The organism is Paenibacillus prosopidis (genome assembly GCF_003337375.1).
Taxonomy (GTDB): domain Bacteria; phylum Bacillota; class Bacilli; order Paenibacillales; family Paenibacillaceae; genus Pristimantibacillus; species Pristimantibacillus prosopidis.
This window is the reverse complement of record NZ_QPJD01000003.1, coordinates 357,114-374,698: the sequence shown is the minus strand read 5'-3', so window position 1 is coordinate 374,698 and position 17,585 is coordinate 357,114. Positions and strand designations below refer to the sequence as shown.

The window sequence follows — 17,585 nt, the reverse complement described above, 5'->3', positions numbered from 1 at the left end:
TGAATGCGTACTCGACAATAGGTTGATTTCAGAAAATTTGGATATTTGATAAAGCTGTTATCTAACGAAGTTATTTTACTTCACATAAAAAAGGTGTTCCCTCATGGAGGAAACACCTTAATTATCAAAAGACCATCTTAGCTTATGCAAAAAGTGTGAGCGACTTCCAGTGACGCTCGCTCCCAATAAAAGCTTCGTTAAGCTTGCTTACACAATCGTCATCTACCTTACTATGTTTAGCTACAGAAAGCATACCTGCAATAATGAATAAAAACCTCATCTGAACCACTCCTCGTTACGTATTGGATAAAATATTCAACGGCGTCAAGTTATATAACACATGTAACAAGTTTCTTTTTAAACATAATTGGTTATATGTCATATAATATAACATGGAGTATTCGATGTCAATTCAGCAGGCTCATTTAAGTTATTATGATTTTTTATAAAGATGTTCAATTATTCTAATAAAGAACCGCAAATGGTATTCCTTAGATGAGTTCTTGAAATGCCATGAACATGATGATCCGCTTCCAGCAGCATTTTAGCTAACTGTTCACCAATACCCGAGAAGTCCCCGTAATTATAAAATGACAATTAATCATGTTTGATTCTCCGATCTTAATTTTGTTAAAATGCTTTGAATAAACGGAGCCTTTGCTTCCGTGTAAGCAACTTTATCCGATTTATATAGACCTTCTAACTGCTTCTTCAACCGATAGTAATCGTCCATCGCCTTCGGATGACTTCTCAAATAATCTCGAAACATAATATTATTCAACCAATGCTCTCCGTTATGTATATAAACATGCAGATGATGCGTACCAGCCCTCCAGTGACCCTTTCTAAAAAAGAGCCTTTCCGGAAACTCAGGCTTATGAACATATTCATAATTTATTGATTTAAGTTGAACAATATATTCAGGGCTGACCTGAGACAATTCTTTTACCCCGACCATCATATCAATCACTGGTTTAGCACCTAGGCCCGGAACTGAAGTACTACCGATATGTTCAATTCCAAGAATAATTTTATCCATAACATTCTTAATTTTCGCTTTTTCTTGTCCGAAATCATTGATCCATTCAGCGTTATAATTAGTAACATTAACTTCTTCCACCCGTACACCTTCATTTCTTCAAAATATTATTCCAGCATGAGCTCCATTGGTTCTTTGCAATGTACATATTCATTTTTTCGATAAAATTCAATACCTTCATCGCTTGGCCATACTATAATAAATTCAAAATTTTTAGCTTCTGACCACTCCTTTATTTTACAAAGAAGCTCACTCCCGATTCCATTGCCCCGATAATTTGGCAGCGTATATACGTTAGTCATGTATACAAATGGGTTTGTTTTCTTCCCTGGTCTAGGCACTTTAGCAATCAATTCCAAAAAGATGTGTGAAACGATGACACCGTTAATTTCCGCCACCCATATGTACCACTGCTTTGATTCGATCGCATTCTTAAGAAATTGCTTCGTTTCATGATGATACTCCTCAAATATTGATTCTGTAATAATAAGATCAGCATTGTATTCAAGTGTAAAATCCAGCCTCATTTTGATCAGCGCTTCAATGTCTGAGTGTTCAGCCATTCTAATTAACATTTCCGGCCCTCTTTTCCTTCAGAAGTCAATGTCTTTCCAACAGTTCTCTTCCAATGAAGTTTGAAGAAACAACTTTTATGCCCAGTTCTTTCGACCAAATTGAAAGTTGTCCGATATGATGAATTTCATGAACTAAAATATGTCGTAATATTTCGCCCTTATTAAATGTCTTATCCATCCATGAAGGGATAACGGCTTCACATTCCATATCATTGGACCAATTATCAATAAATTCTTTTATTTCTGATCTGATTTTCTCTGATAAATTTCTCAATGACTTAAGATCGTTATAATCTTCAAACTGAAAAGTAATATCTGACTCATTTTTGACTACCCTTATCCAACTATATTCAACATCTATGATGTGAAAAATTGTTTTGAGGATTGATCCAACCCCAGCATGTCTGTCTCTTAACAAATCAATCGCAGGTACCTGCTCTAAAACTTGAAACCATTCGTCTCTGATCTGCCAATTGTAATAAAATAAGGTTCTCAAAATAATCTCTCCTTTTCCAGGTGTTTTCCGAATAGCGTTCTTTAATCAGTAAAATAAATCCTCACGAACTTCCAATCCATTCTCAGTACAATAATCCCTATACTTCTTTATTACTGTGTAAATGTCGTCCTGTCCGATTATTGCGTTATTCTCATCAAAGTATTGAAGAGACCCTCCCAGAATAAATAATGCAATTACCTCTTCATCCTCAGTAATCAACGTATGTATGTCTCCTGGTGGTTCAAAAATAAAGGTCCCTGGTTTTGCTATCCACTTTCGCCCTTCATATCTCCATTGTCCTTGAAGATTGTAGCCAATAACGCATCCACCTGTATGTCTGTTGCGAGTTAATACTTTATTGCTCTTAATTTTAAATAAATATGTCCATAAGCCTGTACTTAAATCGAAACGTAGTGGTTTAAAAAAACAAGTCCCATCATCAAATGGCACCCAAGGTAAATCGTCAATATTAAATACTCTTTCAGGTAATTGTAAATTATCTACCAATTTAATAACTGCTTCATTAATTAACTGATTCATAATAACAATCCTTTTCTGTAATTTATTGTAGAGAGTTCTTTAGATCATTTCTGCGATTACTCTTTACTTTGGTCCGGACCAAGGCTTCCAAACTCGTTCAATAAAAGCTTGATCTCCCTGTATCTCGAGCTTATATACATCCGGATTAGAAAGCTTCTTCCAATCTTCAAACCCGAATTCCTTGTTAAATTGTCTAATCAATAAAGACAGCAAAGCTCCGTGCGTTACCACACATATCGACTTTTCCGGTCTTGCAATCATTTCCCTTACTACACTCATACCTCTCTCAACCGCTTCAGTCGAAGAGTCTCCACCATCAAGCTTTAATTCGTAATTCACATATGATTGTTCAAGTATTTCCATCCAATTGTCCAAAGGGGCTCTGCTTAAAATCCGCTCCTGTAAACGATTATCAATATGAATTTCACATGGAATCATTTTACTCAATGGTTTTATAGTATGAATTGCCCTTTCGAATGGACTTGAGATAATGTATTCAATATTTTTATTTTTAAGAAACTCAGCCAACTCCAGCGCTTGCCGAATACCCTCTTCGGTTAAACGAGCTTCTGGTTCTTGATCAATTGCTTTACAATGTCTTACAAAATATATTTGTTTCATAAACTCTCCTTTATCATTCGTATATGACTTATTCAGAATAGTAAATCTTTATTTGTTGAATATAAGAGACTGTCGATGTACTATCCAAAGTTCGCAAGGCTAGAGTATATAACGGAATTTGTGGTGTTATTCATTTGTTGGTGGAAGTAACCAAACAATAGGGGAATTTTTTGGTCTTATTCACTATGAATTGATCTCTTTTTACCTAAAATCGCAGAATAACTCCAAATTTCCCCTCTATTTTAGATGTTGAAGCAAAAAAATGAGGACAGAGCGCCACTTATTACCGTTATCCTCGATACCACTACTAATGAATCGACATCTCCCTAATCCAAGTTAGAAGTTATCTGATATAGTCTGTTATAAACATTATTGGGAAAATCCACTATGGCAACCAGGCAACAAGTAAGACGTAGGTGCGAGGTGAGATTTCAGCATTTCCAATGAATCCAGCAAGCTCTCTCATGTATCAACTAAAGCATACTACTCATCAGTCACTATCCGCTCCCTTCAAGTATACCAATCACTAATTATCTTGGAAACAATAACCAATCCTTCGTATATACAAAAAAAGAGGTTCAGTCATCTTTATTAAGACGCTGAGCCTCTTTGCTGCTAGCTTTGCCATTTAAAATCTCATTCTCCCATATAAATCAGAAAGGCCCCACTCCAACACCCAGAGCAGTAAATTCACTCTCAAACCGCTCAATCAGCAACCGCTTTTCCTCTTCCTCCAGAAACGCTGCCTTCACGCCGTTCATTATGATTGTCGCAATTTCCGTCAATGTGAAGCCGCAATGCTCAATCAGCTGCTCATATTCCTTCAAAATGTTCGTATCAGAAACGGTCATATTGTCCGTATTGACGGTTACAATGATCCCCTGCTCCAAATAGCTGCGAACCGGGTAAGCATCCCATCCGGATACAGCCTTCGTCTGAATGTTGCTGAGGGGACACATTTCCAGCGGAATCCGTCGCTCCTTCACCAGCCGTACCACTTCTGGATTCTCCAGCATACGTACGCCATGTCCAATTCGCACTGCTCCAAGCTCAGTAATTGCCACCTGAACATTTTCGGCGCCAGCTGCTTCTCCCGCATGGATGGTTATCGGTAAGCCGAGCTGCCGGGCTTCCTCGAACAGCTGGCGAAACAGCTCGGCAGGAAACGAAGCTTCATCTCCAGCCAGATCGACTGCGACGACCCCTTTTTTATAAAATCGCGCTGCTTCCTGAACAACGTCTTTATTCATTTCGTAGGAATGGCTTCGCAAACAAATGACAATTGCTCTTGCAATAGTCCCAAACGTCTGCTCGCCACGCTTTAATCCTTCAACTACATGATGTATAACTTCATCTACTGACATATCCTGCAGCCGGTGGAGCTGCGGCGCAAATCTAACTTCAACGTATTTTACTCGATCCTTGGATGCTTGTTCAACCAGCTCGTAAGCTACCCGTTCAAGTGCTGCTCCTGTTTGCAAATACGGCAGCACAAAGCTGAACTTGCTCAAATATTGCGTTAAGCTTTCACATTGCTCGTTCACTTGCATGTTGGACAGGAGTTCGGCGTCCGAATGAACCGGCAGCGTTCCGGACTGCTCCAGCGCAAGCTCCTTTAACGTTTCAGGCTTCACGCTTCCGTCCAAATGCACATGCAAATCGACCTTTGGCAGCTGCGACAATAACGCTTTATCCACTGCCGGCCTTTCATTTATAAACGTCATCGCCAAATCCCCTTTCCTTGTCGATATCCAACCATACAATATCTTCGGTATATTCATGCACCACGAACGTTTCCTGTATACATGTGTTTCCTGTATACATGTGTTTCCTATATACATCTGTCTCCTCTAACTCCCGCGATAAGTGCTGTACCCGCCAGGCGCAACCAGAAGCGGAACATGATAATGCGAGCCTGCATCCCCGATCCGAAAGCGAATTGGAATCAAATCGAATATGTTATCGGTAATAGCTGACAAATGAGCCGCCCGTCGGAAATAGTCGCCTGCGCCGAAAACAAGCTCATACATACCCGGCATCACTGCCGCCCCTTCCAGCAAAGGCTGATCAACACGCCCATCGTGGCTGGTCTCAAATGTGCCAAGAAGCTTCGGAGCGCCTTCATATTGGTTAACATAATTATTATTATGTGAATTTGATTCGGCGCCTTCTCCCAAAAACCATAGCTCAATTGTAATTCCGACAACCGGTTTGCCGCCCGCAAGATCCAGAACATGAGTCGTTATGCGCCCGCTCATTGCCCCTCGTTCCCTTCGGTCAAATCATCCCTTGACAGGGTAAAGCCTTGAAAACCGTATGGCGGCCTCGGTTCAGTATATACACCGGCCGAATTCGGGTCAAGCGGCTCCACGATCGTTTCCCAAGTCCGGTTGTTTGATTCAAAACGTACTTCAGCCAGCTGCGGGAAGCTCGTTAAGATGCGATGTCCGATTTGATAGATTAGATATTGTATCGAAGGCGTATTATTCTTATGGAACACCGTATGTGCGATATCATGCACCTGCTCGGAAGCTACATAATGTCCGCGCTCGCTGTCGAACGCATCCGCTGCATCCGCATATGTCCAAAAAATATCAAGAAATATAAACAAAGGCCGGTCATAGCTCTCTGGTAGCGTCGTATACTCATCTCGAATAAAACCGTAGAAAGAGCTGCCGCTCACCTTAATAAGCTGAATATGTGATAAAGAGCTCTCGTGCTGAGCCAGCTGGATACCGGCATTCGAGCGGACCCATTTGAGCGCAGCACTTGCATGTTCATTATGGGAACGACGGAACACAAGCTGACTATCGCTCCAGCCACCGCCTTCTCCGACGGTAACGGAGCTAAATGGCAGCCGATCTGCACTTATTTCGATAGCATCAATATGCGGATACCGATCAAAAAAACGCTCACTGATGAATGCAAGCAACCCTTCTGTCGTGCATCCTTCATAATTGGCGGTTTGTCTCAAAATGAAATTTTTCATCGAATCGGTCGCAACGACCTGCTTGTTATCGCCTTCCGTAAACGAGGTTAGAAGCGCTTCACTGCTTACCGAGAACTTAATATTATGTGCAAAAATAACATTGGTATCGCCTTTATAGGGAGATTCCGGAATGGATCTGACCGTGAGCGGAGCAGCATATGTCCGATAGCTCAGCACGTCCCCTTTACCATAATATAGTGTTCGTCCGCTGCGTAGTTTAAGCATAACGCTCCATCCTTTCTCTACTCTGTAATGAGATCCCTTATACGAAAGCCGGAAATTTTTTCAATCTCGAGCAGCGCCTGCGCCGCTTCTTTACTTGCCGGATTCCCGATTCTAGCTTCCATAGCCGCCAATATATCATCCTTCGTCTTGCCTCTCACCGCTAATATAAAGGGAAAGCCGAACTTTTTCACATACATCTGATTCAGTCCATAAAAACGTTCATACTCCTCGGCCGTTAACTGATCCAGTCCTGCTCCCTTTTGTTCCTTTGCCGAATATTCAGCGACAGCGAGACGCGTCCCAAGATCAGGATGAGCACGAACTAAGTCAATGATCGTATCCACCCGCGATTCCCGTACGACGTTGATCATCGCTGTGTGAAGGGCTTCCCTTGAAGCGAAAGGGCGATCTTTCCACACCGCCGCAGCCACCCAAGGCGACCGCTCGAAAATCGTTCCCAGCAGCTCGACAAATTGTTCACGGCTTAATTCATTTATTTGATCAATCCTCTTTGTCATTTCCAATACCGCCTCCCTTCAATAGCTCGCTGCACCGCGCGCCATATTCCGCCGTATCCCGTGCAGCGGCATATATTGCCTGATAATGCTTCCGCAACCTCATCCACATTCGGATTCGGCTTGTCATCGAGCAGCGATTTGACGGAGACAATCATTCCTGGCGTGCAGTACCCGCATTGAAAGCCGCCCTCCTCCAGAAACGCTTGCTGAATCGGATCCAATCCGTTTGCCGACAAGCCCTCAATCGTTGTAATTTGTTTACCCGCGCACTGATATGCCATTGTTAAACAGGAATTGACCGCTCTCCCGTCAATCAACACCATACACGCACCACACCTGCCGATTTCACAAGACCTCTTCGTGCCGGTAAGCTCCATTTCATCCCGCAAAATCGTCAGCAGCCTTGTGGAAGGAGGTGCCGCTATTGTTTTCAGTTCGCCATTGACCGAGCATTGCAGTTGAAACGGTACTTGAACCTCCGCAGCTTTATCGCTCATTCCCCATTCACCGCCTTTGATAGAAAAAATGGCGTTTCCTGCAAGTAGCTCGGATCAATCGGCAATTTCGTTACCCATTTGCCGCTTGCTTGATGAATGGCAGCAGCAATAGCAGGCGCCAACGTCACTGATCCAACTTCACCGATACCCCGCGGTCCATGCTCGTCATTTTCTGGTAAATGCTCGATAGGCTGGACCTCAATCTTGCCTCTTTGGTCGGCAATCGTCGGAACAAGATAAGTATCTAAATTTCGTGTCATATAATGACCTTTTTCCATGACCGCGTCTTCCATTAGCGCGAAGCCGAGCGCCATACTGCTGCCGCCTTCGATTTGCCCAAGAAAGCCTTGCGGATTAATGACCGGACCGGCTGCAACCGCGTGATATTGCTGCAGCACCTTCACTCGACCCGTCAGCGTGTTCAGCTCAACTTTGACGGCAACCGCCGAATAGGTGTACATAAAATGCGCGCCTACCCGATCGGTCGGCGAAGTCGGAAATACAAACGACGTTTCGCAGCGTATCGGCTCACCCTCAGCTTTCGCTAACTCTCCGTAGGTAATCAGCAGCTCATCGCCTACTTTTTTTCTAACGCCGCCTTCACTTAAGCGAAGCTGCTCAGCCGGACGGCCAACAATTGCGCCCGCACGCTCAAGCAGTTGTTCCGTAAACGGTGTGTGCAGCCGCTGCAACGATTTCCACATCATCGCGGTCGCCCGCGAAGCGGTCGTTGACCCGCTATCAGGTACGACATCCGTATCCCCAATGATGATTCGGATATCTTCCTGAGCAAAGTCAAACTGCTCGATCAGCATTTGCTCCAGCGCAGCGATCAGCCCTTGACCAAACTCCTCATAGCCGAACACCGCTTCGATTTTCCCGTCGACTGCCAGCTCTAGCCGTCCTCCTGCCGGATCTGGAATGCCGACGCCCAGTCCAGCACCGTGCATCGTGAAGGCGGCCCCTATGCCGGTCTTTATCCATGGCTCTGCGGCAGACTGACCTTCGAGAGGTATCTTTTCCCTTTCAAGCCACAATGGGCTGGTCGATACCGCATCCCAAACCTGATCGGCCCCTTCAGTCATTGCAATCGGTTGATCAAACGGTCCTAAATCGTCTAGTTGCCTCATGTTCAGCTTGCGGAATGCCCACGGTTCAAGACCGAGCCGCTCAGCCAGCCGATCCATTTGCCCTTCAAGCGCGAAGATCGCCTGATTACCGCCGAAGCCGCGAAACTCGCCGGACATGCCGTTATTCGTAAATACTGAAACGCCCTTTACGTCAAGGTGCTCATAACGGTAAGGTCCGATAACATGCTCAGTCGCGAAGTTCAGCACCTCGGCGCCAAGCGTCGAATAGGGACCGGTATCGGAAATAATATAAACTTGATGAGCAAGCAATTTTCCATCCGCATCCGTTCCCGTCTTCATCGTAATTTTCATTGGATGCCGCTTTAATCCGGCGCGAACGGATTCCCATCTGGAGTTATGCATTTTAATTGGTCTACCGGTGTTCACAGCAAGCAGCGCACCGTACGGCTGGACATTCAGCTCGTCTTTCCCTCCAAATGAACCGCCAATCGGGCTCGATACGATACGGATATCGCTTTGCGGAATCGCTAAAATACGGGATAATTGCAGACGATCCATGAAACCGTGTTGAGTAGGTGAATATACCGTCAGCCGGCCATCATCTCCCGGCACGAACAGACCGCCTTCCGTTTCCATGTACGTATGCATTTGACGGGGGGTATAATACGTTTCTTCTATAATATGAGTGCACAGCTTAAAACCTTCTTCGGCATCACCTCTGTTGAACGCGGTTCGATGCAGCGTGTTTCCTTGGGGGTGTAGCAGTGGAGCATCGTCTAAAATCGCTAACTCCGGATCGTCAACGGGAGGTAATATCTCATACTCCACCTCTATTTGTTCTAGCGCTTGCTGAGCAATGGCTAATGTTTCAGCAGCTACCGTTGCTATTGCATCGCCGACATACCTGGCGCGATCCTCACACAGCACAGGCTGATCCGGATGGGCAATACCAAAAGCATTCAGGCCCGGCACATCCATGTAAGTAAGCACGGCATGTACGCCTTGCAATTGCTTCGCCTTATCCGTTTGAACCGAAATAATGCGAGCATGCGGGTGTTCGCTTCGCAGTACGAGACCGTAAAGCATGTCTTCCTTTGTCATATCTGTTAAATACGTTAATTCACCGGTTACTTTGGCCGGCCCGTCAGGCCGGATTCGCCACCGTCCTCCGCTGCTTGTGCGGTTTAACAGCATACGCCTCATCCTCCCTGTCCGATAAACCTGCCGCTCGCTTTCCATAGCTCGGTTACAATTAAATTGGCCGCTGTCTGCTTTCGGTAAGAAGCAGATGCAAATACATCCTCGCGAGGTTCATAGAGCTCTAATGCTCGGTCGAACAAGTGGCGAAGCATCTCTCCATCCACTGCTGTTCCGACGATCTCTTTTTCTACTTCTATTAACCGTCGCGGAATCGTCTGACCGCCTCCGACCGCTATTTGAATCTTGTTCAGAAGCCCTGTATCCGTTATCGATCCGCTGACGGCAGCCGTTACAACCGAAGGCGTAAACGCTTCGCGGCGGCCGACTTTATGAAAAGCGCCAAAACGCTTCATCTTCGAATTCGTTGAGTTCTCATCTCGATCACCTCTTGATGTCTCACTTTTAAGAGGAAGCTTCAAGCTTAACAGGAGCCGATCATTCCGATAGCCGGATTGCCCTGCTGCGAGCAGCCAATCGGACAGCTTCTCCTCCTGCTCTGTCTGACCGTTATACCAGATGAGGGAAGCATCATAGACGAGTAAAGCAGGTACCGAATCCCCTACTATTGAAGCGATATTTCCGCCTATCGTCGCCAAATTTCGAATTGACGGTGCCGCAATCGAGCGAATCGCATCTACAGCCATTGGGAAATGGCGCTGTAAAAGCGGATTCGTACGGCATTCTTGCAACTTAGACTGTCCTCCGATAAGCAATCCTTCTTCACCAACTCTTATCTCGTTCAAGCCACGTATGGCGCTAAGGTCAATGAAATGCTGCGGCATCGGCGCTGCGCCCGATTCCCAGTGGGTTCGTAGAAGTGTTCCGCCTGCTACAAATACGCTGTGTATGCCATATGTTTGTTTGTATTGCCATGCTTCCGCAGCGGTTTGCGGATGCCAAACAAGAGGAGACGTCAGAGTCTCCTGAACATTCATGCTCATTGCTCTCCCCTCCTGTTATCGTTAAAACCGATGTTCCCGAATGTACGTTTGACCCAAAATTTGTTTTGTCGCAAGCACCATATCAGCTGGAGTATCGACATCGAACACAGTTGTCCGATCCGCTGCGAGAAGAGCAGCACCTCTAAATTGCGGTAAACCAAATAATTTACGGGCGCCGGCATCTCCTTCAAGCTGAAGCAGCACTTCGAACATGGAGCGGGATAAAATAGCAGGCGGCATAAGAATGGCATTCTGCTCACCCTCACCGCCGACATCCGTTGCAGTCGCAACATAATCCAGTTCCGGCCGTTCGGACAAATAACCGATCAGCTCGGCGATCATCCCCGTCGTAATGAATGGCTGATCAGCCAATACGACAACAACAGCATCAAGCTTCGGATTATCGTCAATCAGTGCCTTTAACCCGCAGCGAATCGAGAAGGACATACCTTGAGATGCTTCCGTACATGTAACCACTTGAATAGATGGCCAAGCAGAAGGTGAAGCACTAAAAGCCGAATTCCCTAATGCCGGTAGCCAATCTAAAGGATCATCCGGATGTACAACAACAGCTATTGAGTCAAGAGGACTTAATGATAGGGCACGAATCGCCATGCTTCCGAGCATAAGTCCCGTTGCCAGCTCCAACGATTGCTTTCTTTTCCCCATCCTCCTGCTCTGTCCGGCCGCTAAGTAAAGGGCTGAAATATGCATCGCTTCCCGCCTCCCTCCGCGACCGCGATTTATGTTCCGCACGTATAGCTATAAGCTCAGCTGCGATGCTGACGGCAATTTCATAGGGACCATCCGCTCCGATAGAGAGACCAATCGGCGCCCTCACGTTGGACGGAATAAGAAACGTTTCGAACAGCCACCGTATTCGTTTCTTAGATCCCATAACGCCGATATAGACGAGCTGTAACGGCAGCGCAAGCCGGATCATTTCTTTATCCTGCTGCAGGTTATGACTGCAAATGATCAAATAATCATCTCCACATAATTGCAGCTGCTTCATAATTTCCTCAGGTGAACCTATTACGCACTCCGCTTCGGGAAAACGCTCCTGCGTGCATAATGAAGGCCGCCAATCCGCTGCTACAATGTGGAATCCGATGTGCTTCACAAGCGAGTAGATCGCATACGCATCATTGCCAACCCCAAACAGCACAAGCCTCGGCCGGGGGCTTATCCTTATAGCCATCCGGTTAGAACCGTCAGCTTCAGTCTCCGGATGACCCTCGGCAGCATCAGACCCACTTCCCTCCACACGCAGAACATAATCCATAATAGTTTCATTCCATCGGCGCTCGAGCTTTACGGATACCCCCGATTTAATGTTCTTTAACGCATCAAGCAGCGTCGACCGTAAAAGGCCAACGACCGGTTCGAGCAGCAGCATCATTTTACCGCCGCAGCCAACCGTTTCACCCCAAATCGCGTCCTCCTCAGGATTCATATTGTATTCAATTACTTCGTGCCGGCCGGATGCCCAGACGTCAGCTGTCCTCTCCAGCAAATCATGTTCAAGACAGCCTGGGCTTATTGTTCCGATGTGCTCGCCGCTTAACTTAATTAACATGGCTACCCCTGCCTTCCGGTAAGAGTGGCCTTCCACGCAAACGATTGTTGCAAGCACGCTCGGGTGATTGTCCGAACTAACCGCAGCCAGCACTTTATACATATCCATCCGCTGTCCCTCCCCAAGTATCCGCTTCGCAAACGAAGCTACCTTAGCTTCGAACAATCAAGATCATCCTTAAAGCCTCTCGATCAATTTGCGCAAGGAGCGATCCGCTTCCTTCAGTACGATCTTTTTGTCCACGGTCTTCACGATTTTGCTCTCCATAACGATCTGTCCATCTATGATGACCGTATCCACATCGCCTCTTGTTGCTGCATAGACGACACGGGAGTACCAGTCTGCATCAAATGACGGATAGACGTGAAAGTCTTCAAGGTCGAGCAGCTGCAAATCTGCGAGCTTCCCGATTTCGACGCTGCCGATTTGCTGCTCCAAACCAAGCACGCGTGCCCCGCCCATCGTTGCCATGCGCAGCACTGTCCTTGCATTCATTATCGTCGGACCATGCTTCACCTTCTGCATGTAAGCAGTCAAGCGCATCTCTTGGAACATATCCAAGTTGTTATTGCAAGGAGCTCCATCCGCCCCTATGCCGACATCAATACCTTGTTCGAGTAGAAGCGGCACCTCCGCGATACCCGAAGCGAGCTTCAAATTCGAGCCCGGGCAATGAGTGATCTTCACACCACGTTCGCGAATGATCCGCTTTTCCTCATCATCCAGCCAAATACTATGGGCCAATATTAAATTCGGCTTTGCAAGCCCGATATGATCCAAATAAACGACGTTGCGCATGCCGCGCTCCGCTTCAACCATCGCAATCTCGCCCAAATTTTCCGAGGCATGCGTGTGCACCATAACCCCATATTCAGCAGACAGATCACGAACGCCAATTAGCAGCTCCTCCGTACAGGATACGACGAAACGCGGACAGAAAGCATATTGAATTCTTCCATTACCTGCGCCATGCCATTTCTCTAATAAATCCACGCTATCCTGCAGCGATTTTTCTGTATTTTCCTGCAGCGCGAGCGGCACCTCTGAACCATGATCCATCATCACTTTTCCGGATAGCGCTCTAATGCCGCTTTCCTTAATCGCCTGAAAAGCCGACTCGGTATATTGAACAGTTTCCATATCCAGTATCGTAGTCGTTCCGCTGCGAATCAGCTCCCCGATGCCCAGCATGGCAGAGTAATAAACCGAATCTTCGCTGTGTGCGGCTTCAAGCGGCCATATTTTCTCTTTTAACCATTCAATTAGCGACAAGTCATCGGCCCTGCCCCGAAACAGCGTCTGGCAGAGATGAATATGCGTCTGAACGAAGCCCGGCAACAGCACTTTACCGGCCGCATCAATGATCCGATCAACGGCGCCTGCATCGACCCGCTCACCCATTTGTTTTATTTGATTATTTTCAATAAGTACATCGCCTGTGAAAATATGATCCTGCTCGTTCATCGTCATCACAACGGCATTGTGAATTAGGATAGTTTCCATGATATCTCCTCCTCGGGTTAGCCAAACCATTTACCAAATTCGGTCTGAGACTTCTACTTTTGACACCGTTGAAGCAGGAACGCTATTTTCAATCGCATTAAATTATTCACCCAGCGTCCGGAGCATTTACCAGCGTATTCAGAATCTTTATTTAATAGTCCGCCTAACCATCGGTTTCAAAAAGTTTCCATCCGCTCTCTCGTCACTTGCTCAAAAAGAAGCGCTAAACACCGGAAATAAACCCTCATTCCTTACAATATGCATACCTTTTTACTGCTGCAGATACTAATTGCACAAATATTCTGACTTTAATGGCTAATACTATTAACCGCACTATCATTGTGTAAGTTTAACTAACATAATAATGCAGAGGTTGACGTTAGGCAATACATTTCACTAAATAATCACATAGATTTTTACTTCATAATGCATATGTCTAACATGAATATTACATAAGAAAAGACACCGATCTATAATCGATGCCTTAACAATTCCTATCTTTTCAACAATCCATGGAACAGCATTAATGCTTTAATACTTCGCTAGTCTCTTTAAAAGCCGGCACGATATGCTCGAATATGAGCCTTCTGGAAAAAATCGCATCGTTACGTTTCGTCACTTGCTTGCGGATGACTATCACAAGATCGAGTTGAGGCGATATTAGCAAATATTGACCGCCGTGGCCGAATGCAAAATAGCAATCGGTATGGCCGTTATGACTCTCCGGCGAATGCCACCAATGATAGCCATAACCTCCATAGATCGGCGGTTCATATTGAAGCAAGCCCCTATGATGAAGCTTCGTCGATTGCTGGACCCATGTTGGAGATAACAGCTGTTCACTACCCCACCGTCCATTTTGCGCATACAGCACCCCTATCTTAGCTAAGTCGCGTGCGTATAAATTCATGCCCGTACCGCCTTCATTCACTCCATCGCGCTCCATCCATCGTACGCGTCGAAATTGTAGCGGTTCAAACAAATTATCTTTGGCGAACTGCAACGCAGTCATGCCAGTCGCTTTCGTCAAAATCACCGACAGCAAATGCGAACCGCCAGAATTATACGTAAATGCCGTACCCGGATCAGATATAATCGGCTGCTCGAACATGAATCCGGTTGGATCGACCGCCGCTCTAAACGTCTTATAGGGTTTGTCGAAATCCGGCCAATCAAAGCCTGGGGTCATCGTTAGCAAGTGCTTCACTTGGATTTTACTTAGCGCGCCCCTGATTTCAGGAGGATGCTGCAAATAGTCGGTAATGGGCTGATCCACACTATTGAGATAGCCTTTATCGAGAGCGATACCAAATAACGCGGACAACACACTTTTGGTGCAGGAATAGAGCGGTCCAATTGTATCTTTGTTAAGGTCGTACCACTCCGAGGCAACCTGCCCGCCCTCGAGGACGATAACCGACTTCATCTTCCATTCCTTCAATTGCCCGCTGAGTGCTTCCAAATTCAATCGTTTCATTCGCCTATTCGACCTTTCCTAAGAAACGTTTCTTTGCTGCTGCTCGGCCTGCTGCAGCTTAGGCAATCCAACGGATACAAATACGACAAAAACCGACAACAGCGCTACCCATATAAAAATCGTATGTAAGCTGGCTTCAAGCGCTTCTGATTCGATCCGTTCCGCCTCACCCGTATTAAGAAGCAGTCCAAAGACGGTAATACCGGTCGTCTGTCCTAACGTACGAATGAAATTGTTGCTGGCTACCGCCGAACCGCGAAGCTCCCAGCCAACAGCTGATGATACCGCAACCGTTAATGAGGTTAAGGACAAGCCGAATGAAAGTCCCGCCAAAAACGTATATACAATAAACAGGACGATCGGCGATGAAGCGTTCATTAATGAGAAACCGATGCTGCTCACTAAAAGGAAGCATGCCCCTACGACACTTATGTACCGCAAACCTAACTTGGCAATCCAGCTGCCCGCTAGTATCGAGCCAAGCGGCCATGCAATCGATAACGGTACCATGACAAGCCCGGAATAAGTAGCCGGTTTACCGTAAACGCCTTGAATCCATAGCGGCAAATAAAAAATGATAACGACGTTAATAACACACAATAAGAAGCTGTTCAGATTGGCCATGCTTATCATTCGGTTCCGGAATAGTTGAAACGGAATAATAGGTTCCGGCGTACGACGTTCAATTCCGATAAACAACAAGATAAAAACAACCGCTGTCCCAAACAGCAACCCGATTACCCAAGAGGATACGCTTCCGTCCCCTGCATCGCGCAATAACGTCATCGCATATAGAAAACTGAACATGCCGATTGTGAATGTGGCAATTCCGGGGTAATCGATATATTTTTTCTTTTTCTCGAAAACCTCATGCAGCGATGTCGACAGCAAATAGATGGCTGCGATTCCGAACGGAAGGTTCATATAGAAGATTGCCCGCCACGAAACATAATCAACCAACAGACCGCCCAGCAGCGGACCAGATATTCCGGCAATGCCCCAAATGCTCGACATCCAGCCCTGTACCTTTGCCCTTAGCTCGAACGGATACAAATCACCGATGATTGTATACGGAATTGTCGTCAGGGCGCCTGCGCCTAAGCCCTGCAGCGCTCGAAACCAAATAAGCTGATCCATCGTTTGAGCAACGCCCGACAGCATCGAGCCTGCCAGAAAAATAAGCGCCCCAACAATAAACATCCTTTTGCGCCCATATAGGTCAGAAAGCTTGCCGTATACAGGTGTTGTAATAACCGTTGCCAGCAAATAAATTGAAATGACCCAGCTGTATTGCTGGATTCCTTGCAGCTCTCCAGTAATGCTGGGCATTGCTGTGCTGACGACCGTGCCCTCGATAGCAGCCAGGAAAGTGGCTACAAATAAGGCAATCGTTACTTTTTTGCGAGTCTGATTACCGTTCATAGTTCATCCTTTCGAACTCAAAATGTTGAATCCTTCTACAGTGTAATCCGTAAATAAGGTATCCTTTATGATTCGTTTATGTTAACCTATCAGGAGTGTAAATTTATAAAAATTCAATTATTTGGAAAGTAAGGATGTTGCTTAATGGGCTATGATTTATTGTTAAGTATAATAGAAGAAGTCGGTTATTTCGCATTATTTCTCGTCTTATGCCTGGGCTTAATTGGATTGCCGATACCGAATGAAGCGGTTGTCATGACCGGAGGCGCTTTGGCCGCATCTGACGTATTGTCACCTGTACCAGCATTTATTATGACATGCTTGGGTATTTGCTCAGCCATGACATTTGGGTATAGCATCGGAAGATTTGCCGGAAGCAAGTTATCCAATTGGTTCAGCAGCAAAAAAAATATTAGCAAGTTTTTGATCAAATCCGAACAAATGAGTGAGCGTTATGGCGGTTATGCAATAAGCATAAGCCTTTGCCTTCCATTTTTGAGGCATGTTACCCCTTATGTAATGGGATTAAACAAAATGCCGTTCAAACGTTTTATCCTTTTCGCTTACCCTTCCGCTTTCGTCTGGACACTTATTTACTTCATTATAGGAACGTTCGTCGGCGATCAGGTGAAAGATCTTTCCGCTCTCATTTATAAATACGGCGTATGGGCTGCATCTGCACTTGCGGCGGCCATTGTCGGCTACGCCTCATATAAGCTTTTTAGAGGAAGAAATCAAAAGGCAAAAATCGAACGTCCAATGTAATCAACTGCCATGATTGATTTGATTAAAACACCGCATTCCGCGGTGTTTTTTGTTGGACATATCTTTATCCAAAATGAAGATATCGAAAGATATCGTATGCAAATAGT

18 protein-coding genes are annotated in these 17,585 nt (G+C 45.7%); 1 reads left to right on the top strand and 17 read right to left on the bottom strand.

Translation table 11 applies throughout. The features are described from left to right. Positions 1-601: 601 nt before the first annotated feature. The 17 genes from DFP97_RS06605 to DFP97_RS06525 form a co-directional block, all read right to left on the bottom strand. Positions 602-1,120 carry a GrpB family protein gene (locus DFP97_RS06605; RefSeq protein WP_114379181.1) on the bottom strand — a complete coding sequence of 173 codons (519 nt, stop codon included), beginning with the start codon at positions 1,118-1,120 and terminating at the stop codon, positions 602-604. A gap of 26 nt (positions 1,121-1,146) precedes the next feature. Continuing rightward, entirely contained in the window at positions 1,147-1,614 is a 468-nt protein-coding gene (locus DFP97_RS06600; protein ID WP_114379180.1) for a GNAT family N-acetyltransferase, read from the bottom strand. Between the two features lie 25 nt (positions 1,615-1,639). After that, a complete protein-coding gene (locus DFP97_RS06595) occupies positions 1,640-2,110 on the bottom strand; it encodes a DinB family protein (RefSeq protein WP_114379179.1) in 471 nt (156 codons plus the stop codon). A 45-nt stretch (positions 2,111-2,155) separates the two neighbouring features. Continuing rightward, positions 2,156-2,650 carry a 2,4'-dihydroxyacetophenone dioxygenase family protein gene (locus tag DFP97_RS06590; RefSeq protein WP_114379178.1) on the bottom strand — a complete coding sequence of 165 codons (495 nt, stop codon included), beginning with the start codon at positions 2,648-2,650 and terminating at the stop codon, positions 2,156-2,158. Positions 2,651-2,713: 63 nt separating this feature from the next. Next, positions 2,714-3,271 carry a histidine phosphatase family protein gene (locus DFP97_RS06585; RefSeq protein ID WP_114379177.1) on the bottom strand — a complete coding sequence of 186 codons (558 nt, stop codon included), beginning with the start codon at positions 3,269-3,271 and terminating at the stop codon, positions 2,714-2,716. Between the two features lie 653 nt (positions 3,272-3,924). Next, on the bottom strand, positions 3,925-4,995 hold the full coding sequence (gene add / locus DFP97_RS06580) for an adenosine deaminase (RefSeq protein WP_114379176.1): 1,071 nt from the start codon (positions 4,993-4,995) through the stop codon (positions 3,925-3,927). Between the two features lie 126 nt (positions 4,996-5,121). Further along, positions 5,122-5,529 (bottom strand): hydroxyisourate hydrolase, encoded by a 408-nt coding sequence (gene uraH, locus DFP97_RS06575; RefSeq protein ID WP_114379175.1) that lies wholly within the window; start codon positions 5,527-5,529, stop codon positions 5,122-5,124. Continuing rightward, complete coding sequence (pucL, locus tag DFP97_RS06570; protein WP_114379174.1) at positions 5,526-6,485, bottom strand: factor-independent urate hydroxylase; 960 nt, start codon at positions 6,483-6,485, stop codon at positions 5,526-5,528. Before pucL ends, uraH begins: the two co-directional genes overlap by 4 nt. A gap of 17 nt (positions 6,486-6,502) precedes the next feature. Further along, positions 6,503-7,003 carry a 2-oxo-4-hydroxy-4-carboxy-5-ureidoimidazoline decarboxylase gene (gene uraD, locus DFP97_RS06565; protein WP_114379173.1) on the bottom strand — a complete coding sequence of 167 codons (501 nt, stop codon included), beginning with the start codon at positions 7,001-7,003 and terminating at the stop codon, positions 6,503-6,505. Further along, positions 7,000-7,500: a (2Fe-2S)-binding protein gene (locus DFP97_RS06560; protein WP_114379172.1), complete on the bottom strand. Its 501-nt coding sequence runs from the start codon at positions 7,498-7,500 to the stop codon at positions 7,000-7,002. Before DFP97_RS06560 ends, uraD begins: the two co-directional genes overlap by 4 nt. Further along, positions 7,497-9,785 (bottom strand): xanthine dehydrogenase subunit D, encoded by a 2,289-nt coding sequence (pucD, locus tag DFP97_RS06555; RefSeq protein WP_114379171.1) that lies wholly within the window; start codon positions 9,783-9,785, stop codon positions 7,497-7,499. Before pucD ends, DFP97_RS06560 begins: the two co-directional genes overlap by 4 nt. Positions 9,786-9,790: 5 nt before the next feature. Then, positions 9,791-10,732: an FAD binding domain-containing protein gene (locus DFP97_RS06550; protein ID WP_114379170.1), complete on the bottom strand. Its 942-nt coding sequence runs from the start codon at positions 10,730-10,732 to the stop codon at positions 9,791-9,793. 21 nt (positions 10,733-10,753) lie between these two features. Beyond that, entirely contained in the window at positions 10,754-11,401 is a 648-nt protein-coding gene (locus DFP97_RS06545; RefSeq protein WP_181873379.1) for a nucleotidyltransferase family protein, read from the bottom strand. After that, the gene (locus DFP97_RS06540; RefSeq protein ID WP_114379168.1) at positions 11,313-12,419 is read right to left on the bottom strand and encodes an XdhC family protein; all 1,107 of its coding nucleotides are present in this window, start codon (positions 12,417-12,419) and stop codon (positions 11,313-11,315) included. The genes DFP97_RS06545 and DFP97_RS06540 overlap by 89 nt, the downstream gene beginning before the upstream one ends. Positions 12,420-12,488: 69 nt before the next feature. Then, entirely contained in the window at positions 12,489-13,814 is a 1,326-nt protein-coding gene (locus DFP97_RS06535; RefSeq protein ID WP_114379167.1) for a 5'-deoxyadenosine deaminase, read from the bottom strand. A 523-nt stretch (positions 13,815-14,337) separates the two neighbouring features. Further along, entirely contained in the window at positions 14,338-15,291 is a 954-nt protein-coding gene (locus DFP97_RS06530) for a serine hydrolase domain-containing protein (RefSeq protein ID WP_114379166.1), read from the bottom strand. An 18-nt stretch (positions 15,292-15,309) separates the two neighbouring features. Further along, complete coding sequence (locus DFP97_RS06525; RefSeq protein ID WP_114379165.1) at positions 15,310-16,713, bottom strand: MDR family MFS transporter; 1,404 nt, start codon at positions 16,711-16,713, stop codon at positions 15,310-15,312. Positions 16,714-16,857: 144 nt separating this feature from the next. Here DFP97_RS06525 and DFP97_RS06520 point away from each other — a divergent pair, with 144 nt between their 5' ends. Beyond that, positions 16,858-17,478: a DedA family protein gene (locus DFP97_RS06520; protein ID WP_114379164.1), complete on the top strand. Its 621-nt coding sequence runs from the start codon at positions 16,858-16,860 to the stop codon at positions 17,476-17,478. Positions 17,479-17,585: the final 107 nt, after the last annotated feature.